13 protein-coding genes are annotated in these 17912 nt (G+C 62.0%); 10 read left to right on the top strand and 3 right to left on the bottom strand.

Translation table 11 applies throughout. The features are described 5' to 3' along the window. Positions 1-58: 58 nt before the first annotated feature. From rtcR to AC56QX_RS05000, 8 genes are all read left to right on the top strand, one after another. Positions 59-1657 carry an RNA repair transcriptional activator RtcR gene (gene rtcR, locus AC56QX_RS05035; protein WP_497114043.1) on the top strand — a complete coding sequence of 533 codons (1599 nt, stop codon included), beginning with the start codon at positions 59-61 and terminating at the stop codon, positions 1655-1657. 174 nt (positions 1658-1831) lie between these two features. Next, positions 1832-2926 carry a transporter substrate-binding protein gene (locus tag AC56QX_RS05030; protein ID WP_497114041.1) on the top strand — a complete coding sequence of 365 codons (1095 nt, stop codon included), beginning with the start codon at positions 1832-1834 and terminating at the stop codon, positions 2924-2926. Next, positions 2923-3525, top strand: coding sequence for an ANTAR domain-containing response regulator (locus tag AC56QX_RS05025; RefSeq protein WP_497114039.1), 603 nt, complete (start codon positions 2923-2925; stop codon positions 3523-3525). Before AC56QX_RS05030 ends, AC56QX_RS05025 begins: the two co-directional genes overlap by 4 nt. Next, positions 3503-4411, top strand: coding sequence for an ABC transporter permease (locus AC56QX_RS05020; protein WP_497114037.1), 909 nt, complete (start codon positions 3503-3505; stop codon positions 4409-4411). Before AC56QX_RS05025 ends, AC56QX_RS05020 begins: the two co-directional genes overlap by 23 nt. Beyond that, positions 4408-5328 carry an ABC transporter permease gene (locus tag AC56QX_RS05015; protein WP_497114035.1) on the top strand — a complete coding sequence of 307 codons (921 nt, stop codon included), beginning with the start codon at positions 4408-4410 and terminating at the stop codon, positions 5326-5328. Before AC56QX_RS05020 ends, AC56QX_RS05015 begins: the two co-directional genes overlap by 4 nt. A 34-nt stretch (positions 5329-5362) precedes the next feature. Then, the gene (locus AC56QX_RS05010; protein WP_497114033.1) at positions 5363-7006 is read left to right on the top strand and encodes an ABC transporter substrate-binding protein; all 1644 of its coding nucleotides are present in this window, start codon (positions 5363-5365) and stop codon (positions 7004-7006) included. Continuing rightward, complete coding sequence (locus AC56QX_RS05005; protein ID WP_497114031.1) at positions 6996-7940, top strand: acetamidase/formamidase family protein; 945 nt, start codon at positions 6996-6998, stop codon at positions 7938-7940. Before AC56QX_RS05010 ends, AC56QX_RS05005 begins: the two co-directional genes overlap by 11 nt. Next, positions 7937-9742, top strand: a complete 1806-nt coding sequence (locus AC56QX_RS05000; protein ID WP_497114029.1) for an ABC transporter ATP-binding protein — start codon at positions 7937-7939, stop codon at positions 9740-9742. The genes AC56QX_RS05005 and AC56QX_RS05000 overlap by 4 nt, the downstream gene beginning before the upstream one ends. An 86-nt stretch (positions 9743-9828) precedes the next feature. Here AC56QX_RS05000 and AC56QX_RS04995 read toward each other — a convergent pair whose 3' ends face one another. From AC56QX_RS04995 to AC56QX_RS04985, 3 genes are read right to left on the bottom strand one after another with little or no spacing between them, the layout of a single operon-like run. Then, entirely contained in the window at positions 9829-13374 is a 3546-nt protein-coding gene (locus AC56QX_RS04995) for a glycoside hydrolase family 99-like domain-containing protein (protein WP_497117686.1), read from the bottom strand. Between the two features lie 38 nt (positions 13375-13412). Beyond that, positions 13413-14747 (bottom strand): rhamnan synthesis F family protein, encoded by a 1335-nt coding sequence (locus AC56QX_RS04990; protein WP_497114027.1) that lies wholly within the window; start codon positions 14745-14747, stop codon positions 13413-13415. Continuing rightward, the gene (locus AC56QX_RS04985) at positions 14704-15579 is read right to left on the bottom strand and encodes a glycosyltransferase family 2 protein (RefSeq protein ID WP_475455013.1); all 876 of its coding nucleotides are present in this window, start codon (positions 15577-15579) and stop codon (positions 14704-14706) included. The genes AC56QX_RS04990 and AC56QX_RS04985 overlap by 44 nt, the downstream gene beginning before the upstream one ends. Before the next feature lie 365 nt (positions 15580-15944). Here AC56QX_RS04985 and AC56QX_RS04980 point away from each other — a divergent pair, with 365 nt between their 5' ends. Together AC56QX_RS04980 and AC56QX_RS04975 are read left to right on the top strand one after the other, a co-directional pair. Next, positions 15945-17153 carry an ABC transporter substrate-binding protein gene (locus AC56QX_RS04980; RefSeq protein ID WP_497114025.1) on the top strand — a complete coding sequence of 403 codons (1209 nt, stop codon included), beginning with the start codon at positions 15945-15947 and terminating at the stop codon, positions 17151-17153. A 12-nt stretch (positions 17154-17165) separates the two neighbouring features. Further along, positions 17166-17870 (top strand): ABC transporter ATP-binding protein, encoded by a 705-nt coding sequence (locus AC56QX_RS04975; protein ID WP_497114023.1) that lies wholly within the window; start codon positions 17166-17168, stop codon positions 17868-17870. Positions 17871-17912 lie beyond the last annotated feature (42 nt).

Raw genomic sequence — 17912 nt, 5'->3', positions numbered from 1 at the left:
TTCAAGGCAGAGCCTGTATAGTGATCTAAGAAACTCGGAACTTATACCATAGGATAAAATGAAAAGACGCGTCGCGATTGGCATTCTCGGCACAACGCTTGATGCGGGCCGTACGGATGACCGTTGGCGGAAGTGGCGGCCAACGGTTGCGTTGTGCCAGCAGCCGGGGCTTTTCATCGATCGGTTGGAACTCATCCACGGGACTCAGTCACGGCAGTTGGCCACGCAGGTCATCGCGGACATCGAGCAGGTCTCGCCTGCCACCGAGGTCAGGCCTCATCTGATCAGCATGCGCGATCCCTGGGATTTCAGCGAAGTCTACACCGGCCTGCGCGATTTCGCCCGCGCCTACACATTCGATCCCGAGAAGGAAGACTATCTCGTCAACATCACCACCGGCACCCACGTCGCGCAGATATGCTGGTTCCTGCTCACCGAGGCGCACTTCATTCCAGCGCGGCTGCTGCAGCTTTCGCCGCGCAGGGAGGGACGTGACGAGGATGTCTCCGGCAGTCATTCGATCATCGACCTCGACCTGTCCCGCTACGATGCGATCGCCACCCGCTTTACCGCCGAGCGCGACGAGGCGACGTCGTTCCTGAAATCGGGCATCGCCACCCGCAATCCCGCCTTCAACCAGATGATCGATCAGATCGAGAAGGTGACGATCCGCTCGCGCGCGCCGGTGCTGCTGACGGGGCCGACGGGGGCGGGCAAGTCGCAGCTGGCCAGGCGTATCTACGAACTCAAGAAAGCACAGCGGCAGGTTTCCGGAGCCTTCATCGAGGTCAATTGCGCGACGCTGCGTGGCGACCAGGCGATGTCGACCCTGTTCGGCCACGTCAAGGGCGCCTTCACCGGCGCCCAAAACGAGCGCGCCGGGCTGATGAAATCGGCCAACAAGGGCGTGCTGTTCCTCGACGAGATCGGCGAACTCGGTCTCGACGAACAGGCCATGTGCCTCAGGGCAATCGAGGAAAAGCGTTTCCTGCCGGTCGGCGCCGACCAGGACGTGATGTCGGATTTCCAGCTTCTCGCCGGCACCAATCGCGATCTGTCGATCGGCGTGAAGGAGGGCAAGTTCCGCGAGGATCTTTTTGCACGCCTGAACCTGTGGACGTTCCAGTTGCCTGCGCTGCGCGACCGCAAGGAAGACATAGAGCCGAACCTCGACTTCGAATTGCGCCGCTTCGGCGAGCGTGAGGGACAGAACGTCACCTTCAACAAGGAAGCGCGCGACCTCTACCTGAAATTCGCCGTGGCGCCGGAGGCAATGTGGCGGGCCAATTTCCGCGATCTCTCGGCCTCCATCACCCGCATGGCGACATTGGCCCCGCTTGGCCGCATCAACGAGGAAACGGTGCGTGACGAGATCGATCGCCTGACGGTCTTGTGGCGCGCCGGGAATGCCGACGACCGCGACGCCATCCTGCAAGAGATCCTTGGCCCTGAACGGCAAAGCCAGATCGACATCTTCGACCGGGCGCAGCTTGCCACGGTGCTTGAGGTTTGCCGCGACAGCAATTCGGTCAGCGCCGCCGGGCGGAAATTGTTTGCCGTCTCGCGACTGCAAAAAACCAGCGGCAACGACGCCGACCGGCTGCGCAAATACCTCATGCGCTTCGACCTCAGCTTCGAGGACATCGTTCGAAAATGATCGAGGTCACCCCGATCCCGCCGTCAGGCGCCACACACTTTCCCGCTTGACTGACCGGCGGGACCGAATACGCTAGGACGAAATACCGGCCCTGATCGCCGGGCGGCAAGAATGCCTCGTATGCCTCGCCCTTGCGGCGCTGGCTGCGGGGCATTGTCATTTCTGGGGTTCTGTTTGAAACGGCGCATCGAGATCGGCATCCTCTATTCCCGTTCGGGGAGCTATCAGCTCGTCTCCGATGCGTGCCGCATGGGCGCCATGCGCGCCATCGCCGACATCAATGCCGACCGGAACTCCGGCATCGAGCTGGTGCCGGTCGAGCGCGACCCACAAAGCAATGCCGACCGCTACGCGACGCTCTGCGAGGACATTTTCAAGACCAGCAGTGCCCGCCATGTCGTAGGCTGCGTCACCTCCTGGAGCCGCAAGGAGACGATCCCGGTGCTTGAGAAGGCCGGCGGCATGCTCTGGTACGCCTGCCCCTATGAAGGCTTCGAGGCCAACGAGCATGTCGTCTACATGCACGCTTGCCCCAACCAGCACCTCGTGCCGCTGATGGCCCATGTCGTGCCGCGCTTCGGCGCCAACGGCTTCCTGCTTGGCTCGAACTATATCTGGGGCTGGGAGATGAACCGCGTCGCGCGTGACCTGATTGCGGACGCCGGCGGCAAGGTGCTGGGCGAGCGCTATCTGCGCATCGGCGAGACCGACGTGTCGCGCCTGATCGCGGAAATCCGGGCGACGCGGCCGAGCTTCATCCTCAACAATCTGATCGGTACCTCCTCCTACGCCTTCCTCGCCGCCTATCGTGATTTGGGCCGTGAAGATTCCGCCTTCAGCCCCGAAAGCTGCCCGGTCATCTCCTGCAACCTCACCGAGGGTGAGCTGCCGGCCATCGGCGAGACGGGCAAGGGGCATCTGTCGGTCGGACCGTATTTCGCACCGCGACCAGCCGCCTTCGCTTCGTCCTTCGAGGCCTCCGCCTATGCCTCCGTGCAGGTGATGGCCGACGTGCTTTCGCGCGATCCTGACGCCGGTCCGGCGGAATTTTCCAAGGCGTTCGCCGAACGCCGCTTCTCGACCCGGCTTGGGCCGATCGCCATCGACGCCCACTCCCAGCACGCCACGTTGCCGGTGATCATCGGCCGGATCGCGGACGGCTTCTTCGAGGTGGTCAGCCGCGAGGATGAGGTCGCGCCGGACCCCTATCTGTCGCGCTACGATCCGGCAAAAACATTTGGCCGGCCGCGCCTGCGGGTGGTGTCGTGACCAGAACGCCGCGCATCCCCAATCTCGGCGGCGCCAGGGCCTTCATCCTGCATCGCCCGCATCCGACGGTGCAGGCGATCACCGGGCAATTGTCGGCGATCGGCCTGATCGCGCTCGACTGCTGGCCGGAACTGCCGCCGGAGGCGCTGGCCGCCGATTTCGTCTTCTTCGACGCCGATCTCGGTTTCGACGAGCAATTTCCGTGGAAGCCGGGCGAAGCGCCGATGCCGCTGGTGGCGCTGATCGGCTCCGAGGCGCCCGGCCGGATCGAATGGGCGCTGTCGCACAAGGCCGATGCACAACTCCTGAAGCCGGTCGGCAATGCCGGCGTCTACAGCGCGCTGCTGATCGCCAGGCAGAGTTTCGAGGCGCGAAAACACTTAGCTGGCGAGATTGCCTCGCTGCGCCAGCGCGTCGCCGAGCGCCAGACCATCGTGCGCGCGGTGACGGCCTTGTCGAAAGGCACGGATGACGAGCGCGCCTATGCGCAGCTGCGCTCGCTGGCCATGAGCTGGCAGATCAGCGTCGAGGATGCCGCGCGCCGGATCGTGGCAATGACGGATGGGGAAGGCGGCGATGACCAGTCCCATCGCGCCTGATCTCACGGCGCCTGCGCGCATGCCGGCCAAGCCGCGCCCCGGCGTCTGGCGCCGGCTGGTCAGGCGTCGTCTGGCACTGCTTGGCCTGGTCATCGTCGCCATCGTCGTCGCCGGCGCCGTGCTCGCGCCCTGGCTGACCGGCTACGATCCCAATGAGCAGATGTTCGATGGCCTCACGATCGAGGGCTCGCCTCTGCCGCCGGATGCCAAATTCTGGCTCGGCACCGACCTGCTCGGCCGCGACCTGCTGACCCGCATCCTCTACGGCGCCCGCACCTCGCTGATCATCGGTATCGTTGCCAATGGCGTGGCGTTGTTCATCGGCACGCTGGTCGGCGTCACCGCGGGCTATTTCCGCGGCTGGATCGGTAGCGCACTGATGCGCTTCACCGATTTGATGATGGCGTTTCCGGCACTGCTGCTCGCCATTTGCCTGGCGGCGGTTTTCCAGCCTAGCCTGTGGATCGTCGCCATGGTGATTGCGCTGGTCAACTGGGTGCAGACCGCTCGCGTCATCTACACCGAAACCTCATCGCTGGCCGAGCGTGAGTTCATCGACGCCGAGCGCACCATCGGCGCCGGTGCGCCACGCATCCTGTTTCGCCACATCCTGCCGCACCTTCTGCCGACCATCATCGTCTGGGGCACGCTTGGCATTTCGACCACGGTGCTGCTCGAAGCGACGCTCTCCTTCCTTGGCATCGGCGTGCAGCCGCCGACGGCCTCCTGGGGCAACATCATCTTCGAGAACCAGACCTATTTCCAGGCGGCACCCTGGCTGGTGTTCTTCCCCGGTGCCGCGATCCTGGCGCTGGCGCTGGCTTTCAACCTGATCGGCGATGCGCTGCGCGACATCCTCGACCCGACGCAAAGGGGTAGGGCATGATCGCCTATCTCGGCCGCCGGCTGATCCAGTCGCTGCTCATACTGCTCGGCGTCTCGCTGATCACCTTCGCGCTGCTCTATCTCCTGCCGGCCGATCCGGTGCGCCAGATCGCCGGCCGCAGCGCCACGCCGCAGACGGTCGAGAACATCCGCCAGCAACTCGGCCTCGACCAGCCCTTTATCGTCCAGTACTGGCGCTACCTGACCAAGCTCATCAGCGGCGATCTCGGCCGCTCCTATATCCAGCGCTCCGAAGTCACCGAGCTCATCGTCTCACGGCTGCCGGCCAGCCTGCTTCTGATGGTCGGCGCCATCCTGTGCGAACTGCTGATCGGGCTCTCGATGGGGCTGATCGCCGCCGTCAAGCGCGGCACCGCCACCGACCAGACGCTGATGGTCGCCTCCTTCGTCGGTGTTTCGGCGCCGCAATTCGTCGTCGGCTTGTTGCTGCTCTACGTCTTTGCCGTGCGGCTGAGCTGGTTCCCGATCGGCGGCTACGGCACCTGGCGCCATCTCGTGCTGCCCTCGCTCACCATGGGCATTCTCGGCGCCGGCTGGTACGCGCGCATGATGCGCTCGTCGATGATCGATGTGTTGCGCCAGGATTACGTGCGCACCGCACGAGCCAAGGGCCTGGCGCGCAGCGCCATCATCTTCCGCCATGCTTTGCCCAACGCCATCCTGCCGGTCATCGCCATGATTGGCATCGACATCGGCATCTTCATGGGTGGCATCGTCGTCGTCGAAAGCGTGTTCGGCTGGCCGGGCATCGGCCAACTCGCCTGGCAAGCCATCCAGCGCGTCGACATTCCGATCATCATGGGCGTCACGCTGGTCTCGGCCTTCGCCATCGTGCTCGGCAACCTGCTCGCCGACATCATCGCGCCCTTCATCGACCCGCGCATCAAGCTCAGATGAAAATGAAAACCGAACAGAGAAAGGGAACATAACAATGAAGAAGTTTCTCGCATCCACCGTCGCGGCATCGGCGCTGGCGCTGATGCTCGGCATGACGAGCGCCCGCGCCGAAGATGTCATCGATCCCAACGCCAAACAGGGCGGAGAGATCATCGCCACCTACAAGGACGACGTCACCACGCTCGACCCTGCCATTGGCTATGACTGGCAGAACTGGTCGATGATCAAGAGCCTGTTCGACGGGTTGATGGATTACGAGCCGGGCACGACCAAGCTCAAGCCCGACCTTGCCGAGAGCTACGAGATTGCGCCGGACGGCAAGACCTTCACCTTCAAGCTGCGCCACGGCGTCAAATTCCACAATGGCCGTGAAATGACCGCCGACGACGTGAAATATTCGCTCGACCGCGTCACCAACCCGAAGACACAGAGCCCGGGCGCCGGCTTCTTCGGCTCGATCAAGGGCTATGACGATGTCGCGGCCGGCAAGGCGGACAGCCTCGCGGGTGTCACCGTCGTCGACCCCTACACCGTCAAGTTCGAACTAAGCCGGCCCGACGCCACCTTCCTGCATGTCATGGCCATCAATTTCTCGCATGTCGTGCCGAAGGAAGAGGTAGAGAAATACGGTGCCGATTTCGGCAAGCATCCGGTCGGCACCGGCGCCTTCAAGCTCGCCGAATGGACACTCGGCCAGCGTATCGTCTTCGAGCGCAACCCGGATTATTGGCACAAGGGCCTGCCGCATCTCGACAAGATCACTTTCGAGGTCGGCCAGGAGCCGATCGTGGCGCTGCTGCGCCTGCAGAAGGGCGAGATCGACCTGCCCCTCGACGGCATTCCGCCGGCAAAGTTCCAGGAGGTGATGTCCGACCCCGAACAAAAGGCGCGCGTCGTCGAGGGCGGCCAGCTGCACACCGGCTACATCACCATGAACACCACCATGGCGCCCTTCGACAATGTGAAGGTGCGCCAGGCCGTTAATATGGCGATCAACAAGGCGCGCATCATCCAGATCATCAATGGCCGTGCCGTGCCCGCCAACCAGCCGCTGCCGCCGTCGATGCCGGCCTACGACAAGGCGTTCACGGGCTATCCCTATGACGTTGCCAAGGCCAAGGCTCTGCTTGCCGAGGCTGGGCACCCGGATGGTTTCGACACCCAGCTCTTTGCCATGAACACCGACCCCAATCCGCGCATCGCACAGGCCATCCAGCAGGATCTGGCGGCCATCGGCATCAAGGCCAGCATTCAGGCGCTGGCCCAGGCCAATGTCATTGCCGCCGGTGGCGACAAGGCCGGCGCGCCGATGATCTGGTCGGGCGGCATGGGCTGGATCGCGGATTTCCCCGATCCGTCCAACTTCTACGGACCGATCCTCGGTTGCGCCGGCGCGGTGCCGGGCGGCTGGAACTGGTCGTGGTATTGTAACAAGGATCTCGATGCCAAGGCCGCCGAAGCCGACTCGATCGTCGATCCGGCGAAGTCCGATGAGCGCTATAAAATGTGGAGCGACATCTACGCCAAAATCATGGCGGATGCGCCGTGGGCGCCGGTCTTCAACGAGCAGCGCTTTACCATGAAATCCGCGCGCATGGGCGGCGCTGACAACCTCTATGTCGACCCGGTCCACGTTCCGATCAACTATGACAATGTGTACGTAAAAGATGTGCAATAACTGCGACTACACCATCCACGGACGCCACCACCATTTCGGCTGGGACAATTCGTTTGTCCCGGCCGAGCGGGTGGCGCCCGGTTCGACCATCGAGTTCCAGTGCCTCGATGCTGGGGGCGGCCAGCTTCAATCCGACAGCACTGTCGCCGACGTCGCCAAGCTCGACTTCGCCAAGGTCAACCCGGTGACCGGGCCGATCTTCGTCGAGGGCGCCGAGCCGGGCGACGCGCTGAAGGTGACGATCGAGATGTTCAAACCGTCCGGCTTCGGCTGGACGGCGAACATTCCGGGTTTCGGCCTGCTTGCCGACGACTTCAAGCAGCCGGCGCTGAACATCTGGAAGTATGACGCCGCCTCGCTGGAACCGGCGCTGTTCGGCAAGAATGCGCGTGTGCCGCTGAAACCCTTTGCCGGCACCATCGGCAATGCGCCGACTGAGATGGGCCATCACTCGGTCGTGCCGCCCCGACGCGTCGGCGGCAATCTCGACATCCGCGACCTCGCCGCCGGCACCACGCTTTACCTTCCGGTGGAAGTGGCGGGTGCGCTGTTTTCGGTCGGCGACACCCATGCCGCCCAGGGCGACGGCGAAGTCTGCGGCACAGCGATCGAAAGCCCGATGGACGTCGTGCTCAAGCTCGACCTGGTCAAGGACGCCAGGCTGAAGACGCCGCGCTTCACCACCTCAGGGCCGGTGACACGCCATCTCGACGCCAAGGGCTATGAGGTGACGACCGGCATCGGCCCCGATTTGATGACTGGGGCCAAGGAAGCGGTGGCGCAGATGGTCGACCTGCTCGCCGGTCGCTACCAGATCGATCCGGTCGAGGCCTACATGCTGGCCTCGGTGTGCGGCGATCTTCGCATATCGGAAATCGTCGACATGCCGAACTGGGTGGTGTCATTCTACTTCCCGCGCTGCGTGTTTGAATGAACGCAGGCGTGGCCAGAAAACGGACCGGGGCGGCTGCCCCGGTGGCGGCGGGAGCGATCCTCGACATCGCCAACCTCTCCGTCAGCGTGCGTGGCGAAGACGGCGAGCGCGAGGTCGTCTCCAACCTGTCGCTGACGCTCGCGCGCGGCGAAACGCTTTGCATTGCCGGCGAATCCGGGTCCGGCAAATCAATGACTGCGCTGGCGATCATGCAGCTTCTGCCGCAGCCAGCCGCACGCATATCGTCAGGCGCAATCCACCTCGGCGACACCGACCTGGCAATCCTCGACGAGCGCCGGATGCGCCGCATTCGCGGCGACCGCATCGCCATGATCTTCCAGGAGCCGATGACCTCGCTCAATCCGGTGCTGTCGATCGGCCGGCAGCTCACCGAATCGATCGAGGCGCATACCAGCCTGTCACCGGCTGAGGCGCGTCAACGCGCCATCGAGGCGCTGAAGGCGGTGCGCATTTCCGAAGCCGAAAGCCGGCTAAAGCAGTTTCCGCATGAACTGTCCGGCGGCATGCGCCAGCGGGTGATGATCGCCATGGCACTGGCGCTCGAACCGGACGTGCTGATCGCCGACGAGCCAACGACAGCACTCGATGTCACCGTGCAGGGCGAGGTGCTGGAACTGTTGCGCGACCTACAGCGCCAGCACGGCACCAGCGTCATCCTCATCACCCACGATATGGGCGTGGTCGCCGAAATGGCCGACCGCGTCATCATCATGCGGCACGGCCGCATGGTCGAGGAGGGCAAGACATCAGACATTTTCGCCCGCCCGCAGGCCGACTATACGCGTGAACTGCTCGCCGCTGTGCCGCGCATAGGCAGCGGCGTCGGCCGCCAGAAATCCAGGGATGCGGCCGAAGCCTCAAAGCCGGCCAACGTCGCCGATGTCAAAGACCTGCATGTCCGCTTCGATCTGCGCGGTGGCGTCTTCGGCCGGGTCAACGCCAGAGTCCACGCCGTCGAGGGCGTCAGCTTCTCGATCGCACCCAACGAGACGCTGGCGCTGGTCGGCGAATCCGGTTGCGGCAAGTCGACCACTGCCAAGGCGCTGGCCGGACTGGTGCCGTATAGCGGCGACATCGTCATTGGCGGGCGCAATCTCGCTGGTCTCGGTCGCGACGAACGCAAGGCCGTGCGCCGCGACGTGCAGATGATTTTCCAGGACCCCTTCGCCTCGCTCGACCCGCGCATGCGTGTCGGCGACCTCGTCGCCGAGCCGCTGGTCATCCACGGCATCACCCCGAAGGACGAGCGCAGCCAGCGTGTGGCGGCGCTGTTCGAGCGCGTCGGCCTGTCGGCCGATCAGATGGAGCTCTATCCGCACGAATTCTCCGGCGGCCAACGCCAGCGCGTCTGTATCGCCCGGGCCCTGGCACTGCGGCCAAAGCTGATTATCGCCGATGAAAGCGTGTCGGCGCTCGATGTCTCGGTGCAGGCCCGTGTGCTCGATCTGTTGAAGGAATTGCAGCGCGAATTCGGCGTCGCCTATCTCTTCATCTCGCATGACATGGCGGTGGTCGAGAATATTTCCGACCGTGTTGCCGTCATGTATCTCGGCCAGATCGTCGAGATGGGCACGCGCGACCAGGTCTTTTCCGACCCGCGTCACCCCTATACGAAACGGCTGATCGAGGCTGTGCCGGTGCCCGATCCGGCACAGCGCAGAAGCCGCTTCGCCCGCCTCGACCAGGAAATCCCGAGCGCCACCCGCAGGATCGGCGAGGCACCGCTGAAACTGGCCTTGCAGGATGTCGGCAACGGCCACCTTGTCGCCGCCGGCAACTAGAGCAATTCCAGGAAAAGTGTGAAACGGTTTTCCGTCCGGAATTGCGTCAAAACAAGGAATTCGCGCAGCCAGCTCACCTCGCCGGCTCACGCCGCCGGGGAAGTGCTCTCCGGTGGTCTCGCAGGGAACTCGCCCAATGCCTTTAGCGAATACAAGCTTTCCATCTCTTCCGCCGGGCGCCCGGGGAACTGCCGGTTCCAGAGCTGTACGACATATTCGGCCATTTTCAGCTTGATGGCCAAATCCGTCCCGTATGTGCGCAACACATGGTGATGGATCACCTGCCGTGTGCGCAGCAGGGCCTCTGAATGGGAAGTAAAGATGAGGCTGGTTACGCTGTCCCTGTGCCGACGGTGATGGTTGAGCAATGCGGACTCGTAGGCGACGGAGCCGTTACGGATTGCCTCGAGGATAAAGTACCAATCGCCGCTCGTAGGCAGGGACAGGAGGTGCTCAGCGAAATCTGTCGTGATTTCAAACTTCCGAAAAACCGCCGCACTGATGTTGAAGACGGTATTCTTGACGCCCAGCCCGTCGTTGACTTCCTGTTCCGCCGAGACCTGGTAGCTGCGTTTCCATTTGAAATTGGAGAGATCACTGAGGTACGGGCTGGACGGATAGTCGCCGACGATCTCGCTTCGATCGTTGATGATCTTCGATGCGCAATAAGCAAACTTCACGCTTGGATCGCGGAACAAGGGCACGAGGGTTTCAAGGAAACTAGGGTCGGATACGTCGTCGGCTTCGGCGATCCAGATCAAATCGGCCCTTGCGAGCGTTATACCCTTGAACCACTGAGGATAGGGCGATCCGGAATTGCTTTCATTGGCGATGACATGGGTGCCATGGACGCCAGCATAATAATTCAGAATCGATTGGCTATCGTCCGTCGATGCATCATCCAGGATGATGAGCTCGAAATCCTGGAAGGACTGCCCCAGAATACTGTCCATGCGCTCGTGCAGATAGCGGGCGTAATTGTAGTTCGGCACGATGATCGATACAGCGGGCGGCTTGTTTGCGACCTTCCGCATCGTCGACAGCAAGCGTGGAAAGACCCGATCGGTGGAATAATGCCGCCTCGCCTTGGCGCTCGCCTGTTTGCCGAGCTGCATCCGCAACGGCTTGTCCCGGATCAGTTTCAGCGTCGCATCGGCCATCGCGGCGGGATCGGCCCATTCGACGATGATGCCAGCATCGTCTTCGACGAAATCCGGCGCCCCGCCGCTGCCTGCGAAGCAGATCACCGGCAATTCGGCAAATGCCGCCTCCAGCATGACACGGCCGAACGGCTCTTCGCGGGAGGTCAGAAGAAACAGATCGGCAGCCAGAAGATGGCCGCGCACATCCTCGACATCGCCCAGAAACGTGACCTTTTCGTCCAATCCCTCCGCCTGCAACCTGTCGAGTTGCTGCGACCACGTACCGAGAGCCTCATCCCGTTCCCGGTGCGGCAACGAGCCGAGCCAGTAGAAATGATAGTCTTCAACCCCGCGTGCCCGAATAATGCGGGCCACCTCGATAAAGAGGTCGGCACCCTTGCGGAATGGCATTCCGAGGCCGGATCCCAGCACGATGGTTTTGTCCACCGGCCAGCCGGCGCGTTGGCGACTTTCAAGGCGCTGGATTTCCGTACGACTGTGATCGGCGCCGGTTTGAGGAACCGCACTTGGAATGACGTCTATGGCGTTCGTTTCGACCTTGTACTCGGTTGCCAGATAATCCCGGACACTTGGGGAACACGCTATGAATCTGCGCGTGTGGGAAACGACATCGCCCATGTCGTCCTTGGCGTATCGGGCGATGCTCATTGCCAATTCCCTGGCATGCGTCAGGATAGGAATGCCCAGTTCACCAAGCAGCGCGTGCACCCGGCCGGTGGCCAGACTGTTGCAGTAGATGAGGTCCGGTCTGCCACCGTACCAATCGGTGATGCGGGCCAGCCTCGTGGCGGTCGTCTCGGTATGCGAAACCAGATCATCCAGAACGACGGTATCGACGATGCGTCGAAACTGTTCGAGCCGTTGGCCACCCGCTAGGCACAGCACCTTGATCTCCAGGTCTGTGTGCGCCTGGAGCCACTGCGTGATGTCGATCAAAGATGACTGCGCGCCACCGACATCCGCATCGTGCGACACGAACAATACGCGCCAGGAAGGGTCCTTGCGCAATTTGCCAGCGACTGGCGGAGCCGTCAGAACGTCCCGCGTCTCCTGCAGATAGGCGTAGCCGTAGCGCGCATCAGGTTCGAGATAGGCTCCCTCCGCCCACTCGTTCCAAGCATTGACGAAGATCAGGCGGCTGTCGAAATCGGCGAATCGATCGCATGTATCGACGACCGCGTTGGCGAGCCATTCTCCATAGCGGGATGGCGATGCATTCACCAGAATGCGGGCGGCCTCCATTCTCCGCGCCGTGTTGTCCCAGGAAGGGCAAAGTCCGCGAAACAGCGTGTAGGGAACCTGCGGATAGGCGCGGCTGCGATTGGCAAGCTCCGCCCAGTCATAGATCCTCCCCGTGAAGCCGCTGTCGAGCGTCGGGATAGAGGCGCTGATTTCGGGGGATCTTCCAAGACTCGGCGGAAACTCGATGGCGGCGTCGAATCCGAATTCGGCAGGATCGACCATGTCGAATGACTGCGGATAGGCGAGAAAAATCTCGCCGATGCCGGCTTCCAGGCAATAGGCTCTCCAGCGCTGTGCCGTTTCAGCTGCTGACGGAAACAATCCGGGCCGGTAGATCATAAGCAGTGGCTTGCCGCCGATACGGATGTAGCGCCGGTCTCGAAAATAGCCGGCTACATATTCGATGAAGGCCAGGTCGTCCTCGGGCGAGTGTGATTGCGGAATCAACACTTCCTGCTCGCGCCCATCCCAGCGGCGGCTCCAGTGCTCGTTTGCCCAATTGATGCAGAAGCCCAGTTCGTGCGCATCGTTTTCGACGAATTGGGTGATCGGCATCTCGAGCAGGCGCCTGCCGTTGAACCAGTAGAAGTGGAAACAGAACCCCGAGACACCGTATTGAAGGGCAATCTCGATCTGCTCCTTCTGGATGTCCTTCACCCGCAAATCATAGAAGCCGAGGTCCGCCGGCAGCCTGGGTTGATAATGACCCGCGAACAGCGGCACCGCGCGCGTTACGTTCGTCCATTCCGTGAAGCCCTTTCCCCAAAAGGCATCATTTTCGGGGATCGGGTGGAACTGCGGTAGGTAGAAGGCGATGACGCGCGCCCGCAAATCGGCAGGTCGCTTCTCGCTCGATCGCGGCACATAGGTGTCGGGTCTTTGGATTGAGCCACTTGCGGCCATGGACAGATTCATGGCCGCGGCACGGGTTTCGCGCTCTTCACTCTTGCCGAAGCGAATGTAGTGATCCAGCGGATTCATCGCCGCCAAAGCGACGTCGCGATGCCTGGCCAGATAGTACTCGGTGTCGAAATCCGCATTCGGGTTCCGGAACTCGGCGACGCCATGATCGATATAATGCAGGATCGGGTCGACCCCGCTCGCTGCTACATCCGGATTTTGAGCCAGATACCATGGTTCATCGAACTGTCCGCTGGCGCGAATTCGTTGCCAAATCCGAAATCTCTTCCACCGTTTCCTGCTGGTGCTCGATCTTACAAAGACCATCAAGTCGGATCTATTCAATCGGGTCTGCCTCGCGGGGATCAGGCTGCATTTTCATCGTCCCAGGCCGTTCCGGAGATCTTCGTGCAGATCATTCCGAGTATCCGCTCGAGCGCATGCTGCAATGTGCCGTCTTGCTGACCTGCCTCGCTGGGAAATGACGCCAGGGACAGATCAAGCTGCTTGAGGGGTTCCAGTGCGTCGCGCCGAACCCAGAACATCGTTCCGGCAAAGAAGTCGAGGCGACAGTCGGTCGCCACCCCCATCGTCTCCAGCAAGTTGAGGATCATCGCCTTGTTCTTGCCCCACGCGGCCTCCTCGCTCTTCCATTCATTGGGCAATCGAAAGCGACGGGACCCGATCATCTCAGTGTCTGGCGAACGTTCGAACTCGGCAATGATGCGGTCGACCACGGCGCGGGATCCGACCAGATCAAAGACACTCGCCTGGCGCCAAACCTCACCAAGGATCATCCGCGGTCCACTCAGATCCGACTTCTTGCCATGCAGTTTGCAGATGAGATCGAAGGGATCCAGCCGCCCTTCGCGGAGCAATTGGATGAAGGGACCGACGTCGCGACCGCGATTGTCATAGACAATGATCTCGGCGTTCCGAAATCGTGCCTGGACGCGCTGCGCGAGTGCCGCATCGGGTCGGGTCAGTGTGAGGATGAGATGGAACGGACGACCGATCGCCTCCAGCAGCGCCTCGAATTCGGGCCAGAGATCGGGATAATGCAGATGCAACGCAACGGCGATCTTCGGTTCGGCGATGGGCGGGCGTTCCGAAAGTCGGGTCGAGGGGCCTTCAAAGTGCCGCGACAGGGTCTGCTGCAGATTGCTACTTGCCACCCCAAAGCCCCAGGCGGCGATGCTCTTGAGCGAATGGGTCAAATCGCGCCCTTCCGGTCCCGCAATATGCAGGAGAGGGCGCAGCACAATGCCTTGGCCCAGCGGCAGTTCAAATCGTTTCTGGCGACGGCGGCGGCGCAACACTGTGCCAAGATCCCTGATCGTCAGCGGACGGATGCTTGCGGCAACTATGTCGCTTCTATCGAATTGCAACACCAGGCCGCCTTCGCTGCTTTTGAGCAGATAGGACGTCCGCTTGGTAACCGGCACATAGACGACCCTGTCCGGATGTCGAGGGCGGCGAACAATGAGCCGGAGAAACGGCATCCGCCTGTCTGTCGGCGAAAGCTCGACGAAGTAGCGTCCCGGCGCGTCGATGTGGATTTCGCTCACGTCACTGCTTCGGCCGACGCCCCATGCCTCCTCTTTTCGCGGCTCGCGGGGCAGGACATCGGGCAAGGCAACTCTGGTGTCGGCAGCGTCAGGCGACATAGCCGCTGTTCCGATTCGCGTGCGATCGGTCAAGGATGCTGTCAAATATACCTATCAGTCGGCCCAGGGAATTGATCAGTCTGTTTCGATTAAGCGTCAGGCAGTAGAAGCCTATTTTGGTCGAATAGCGCAGTATGTCCACGAATGGGCTATAGGCGATGCCGTATTTTTTGCGCAAGTGGATTTCCGAGCGCATCTTCGACCGATACCGGAAGATCCGTGACCGGGTTGATTGCGCAACCGAAGTGCCGACGTCGTGGACAGCATGCGCGCTGCTGACCAGGATCATCGGCTCGTCACGCTGCAGCAGGCGATGCGAGAGGTCGTCATCTTCGAAATACAGAAAGATATCCTCATCAAACCCGCCCGTATCGAGGAACAGCGTTCGTTTGATCATGAACACGCCGCCATTGACGAAGCGGACGCAACAATCCCCCCACACCTGCCGGATACGTGTGGGCAGCGACACGCCGGAAAGGCGATCGATTTCGCTCTGCTCGCGAAACCACAGCCGCCCATCCACCGTGTTTGTGCGCGGCACGAAGACGCCGCAATTCGGGTAGCGTTCAGCCGCCTGCACAAGCGCATCGACGGCGTCCGTCCCAAGACGCACATCGGGATTGATGAACAGCAGATACTCCCCCGATGCCGCCGCCGCGCCGATGTTGCAGGCATGCCCGAAGCCGAGATTTACAGCATTATCGATACGATGAATTGAAAAGCCCGACAGGGCAGCGGAAAGATCGTCTGTACTTGCATTGTCGACGCATATGATCTCCAGCCCTGGAGGCAGGCGAGCGAGCGCACCACGCACGGTATGCGCGCTGTTATGCGTCACGGTAATAGCGGTTATCGACCTATTCATTGCCAAGCCATTCCTGATATCTCAGTTGGCTTCCCCGTGGAAGGCTAGCGATCCATACGCAATCTAGGCGCTGCCACTCTGGTGGTCGAGTCAATACTCCTGACTAAGATAGGGGGTAATGGGCGCGCCGTGCCGCCGGTCACGGTTCACATCGCCGTGCTGCGTCCCTGGCTTCCGGCTGGCGCGATCTAGCCGATCGGCTCGGCTGCCCGCCTTGCGGCGGTAAACTCCCGGCGAGGAAGGGCTGCTTCGAACATGAAATCCGCAACGGCCCCTTGCCGTTCATGCTCATCTTGCTCATGTTCAATACCGTTTGCTGATGATCGTTGGGGGACGGTCGCATTCACAATGGGAGGAAGTTGACCATGAAGGCATGCTATTTCGTTTCCGCCGCGCTTCTCGCCGCGGCTGCAGTCCCCGCCTCGGCCGCCGAAATTTCCGATGGGAAAGTCAAGATCGGCATCCTCAACGACCAATCCGGCGTCTATGCCGATTTCGGCGGCAAATGGTCGGTCGAGGCAGCCAAGATGGCGGTCGAGGATTTCGGCGGCAAGGTTCAGGGCGCGCCGATCGAGATCATCAGCGCCGACCACCAGAACAAGCCCGATATCGCCTCCAACATCGCCCGGCAGTGGTACGACACCGAACAGGTTGATGCCATCATGGAACTGACGACCTCCTCGGTCGCGCTCGCCGTCCAGGGGATTTCCAAGGAAAAGAAGAAAATCGATATCGTTACCGGTGCGGCGACCACCGAGCTGACCGGCAAGCAATGCTCGCCCTACGGCTTCCACTGGGCCTACGACACCCATTCGCAGGCGGTGGGAACCGGCGGCTCCCTGGTGCAGCAGGGCGGCGACAGCTGGTTCTTCGTCACCGTCGACTATGCCTTCGGCTATTCGCTCAAGGAGCAGACCGCCAAGTTCGTCGAGGCCCACGGCGGCAAGGTGCTGGGTGAAGTGCGCTATCCCCTGGGGGCGACCGATTATTCATCCTTCCTGCTGCAGGCGCAGTCGTCGGGCGCCAAGGTCGTCGGCCTGGCGAATGCCGGCCTGGACACCTCCAATTCCATCAAGCAGGCGGCCGAATTCGGCATCGTCCAGGGCGGCCAGCGCCTTGCGGCACTTCTGTTCACGCTGGCCGAGGTGCATGGGCTGGGTCTTCAGGCAGCGCAGGGCGTCGTGCTGACCGAGGGCTATTACTGGGATCGCGACGACAAGAGCCGCGAATTCGGGCAGCGCTTTTTCAAGCGCACCAACCGCATGCCGAACATGATCCAGGCGGCGACCTATTCGGCGGTGACTCAGTATCTGAAGGCGATCGACAAGGCAGGTACCGACGAGACCGAGGCCGTCGCCAAGCAATTGCATTCAATGCCGGTGGACGACGCCGCTATGACCAACGGCAAGGTGCAGGCGGACGGCAACATGGTCCACGACATGTATCTCTACCAGGTCAAGGCGCCCAGCGAGAGCACCAAGGATTGGGACTACTACAAATATCTCGCCACCATCCCCGGCAACGAGGCCTTCCTGAGCGAGAAGGACAGCGGCTGTCCAACGGCGGCCCAGTGATCGGCGCGGCCCATGGCGCCGCCTGACCTCAACGCGAACGACCAGTTTGTGGTGCTGTCCGCCCGCGGGCTGCGGCGCGACTTTGCCGGCTTCGTCGCCGTGAGGAATGTCGATCTCGATGTCCGCCACCGCAACATTCATGCCCTGATCGGACCCAACGGCGCCGGCAAGACGACCGTTTTCAACCTGCTCACCAAGTTCCTGGCGCCGACCAGCGGCCGGATCGAACTGCTCGGCCACGACATCACCCGCACCTCGCCGGCGAAGGTGGCGCGGATGGGGCTGGTGCGCTCGTTCCAGATATCGGCGATCTTTCCGCATCTCAGCGTGCTCGACAATGTGCGCGTCGCGCTGCAGCGGCCGGCTGGCCTCGGCGTCCAGTTCTGGCGCTCGCTGGCCGCGCTGGATCGGTTGACGCCGCGCGCCGTGGAGCTCTTACGCTCCGTCGGCCTCGACGATGCCAGGAACAGGCTGGCCAGCGATCTTTCCTATGGCAGGAAGCGCGTGCTCGAGATCGCCACCACCCTGGCGCTCGATCCGAAAGTGCTGCTCTTGGACGAGCCGATGGCCGGTATGGGACATGAGGACGTGGCCACGGTTTCCGCCATCATTCGTTCGGTCGCCAGCAACCGCGCGGTTCTGATGGTCGAGCACAATCTAACCCGAAAAATTCACGGCGGGTTGGCGGATGTGGCGCAAGCCGTTGAAATGACGTAGGATTTGGTTGCTAAGGCCGATCCGAATCATTTCCCGGAGACC

This window comes from Mesorhizobium sp. RCAM 06353, assembly GCF_059683585.1.
The sequence above is the reverse complement of the archived record's forward strand: the minus strand, read 5'-3'. Positions and strand labels throughout refer to the sequence as shown.

Excerpts from the sequence above, each read along its gene's own strand:
- AC56QX_RS05020 (WP_497114037.1), top strand. The coding sequence starts at position 3,503 with ATGACCAGTCCCATCGCGCCTGATCTCACGGCGCCTGCGCGCATGCCG.
- AC56QX_RS04980 (WP_497114025.1), top strand. The coding sequence starts at position 15,945 with ATGAAGGCATGCTATTTCGTTTCCGCCGCGCTTCTCGCCGCGGCTGCA.
- AC56QX_RS04975 (WP_497114023.1), top strand. The coding sequence starts at position 17,166 with ATGGCGCCGCCTGACCTCAACGCGAACGACCAGTTTGTGGTGCTGTCC.
- AC56QX_RS04985 (WP_475455013.1), bottom strand. The coding sequence starts at position 15,579 with ATGAATAGGTCGATAACCGCTATTACCGTGACGCATAACAGCGCGCAT.
- AC56QX_RS05000 (WP_497114029.1), top strand. The coding sequence starts at position 7,937 with ATGAACGCAGGCGTGGCCAGAAAACGGACCGGGGCGGCTGCCCCGGTG.
- AC56QX_RS05005 (WP_497114031.1), top strand. The coding sequence starts at position 6,996 with ATGTGCAATAACTGCGACTACACCATCCACGGACGCCACCACCATTTC.
- AC56QX_RS05015 (WP_497114035.1), top strand. The coding sequence starts at position 4,408 with ATGATCGCCTATCTCGGCCGCCGGCTGATCCAGTCGCTGCTCATACTG.
- rtcR (WP_497114043.1), top strand. The coding sequence starts at position 59 with ATGAAAAGACGCGTCGCGATTGGCATTCTCGGCACAACGCTTGATGCG.
- AC56QX_RS04995 (WP_497117686.1), bottom strand. The coding sequence starts at position 13,374 with ATGGTCTTTGTAAGATCGAGCACCAGCAGGAAACGGTGGAAGAGATTT.
- AC56QX_RS05010 (WP_497114033.1), top strand. The coding sequence starts at position 5,363 with ATGAAGAAGTTTCTCGCATCCACCGTCGCGGCATCGGCGCTGGCGCTG.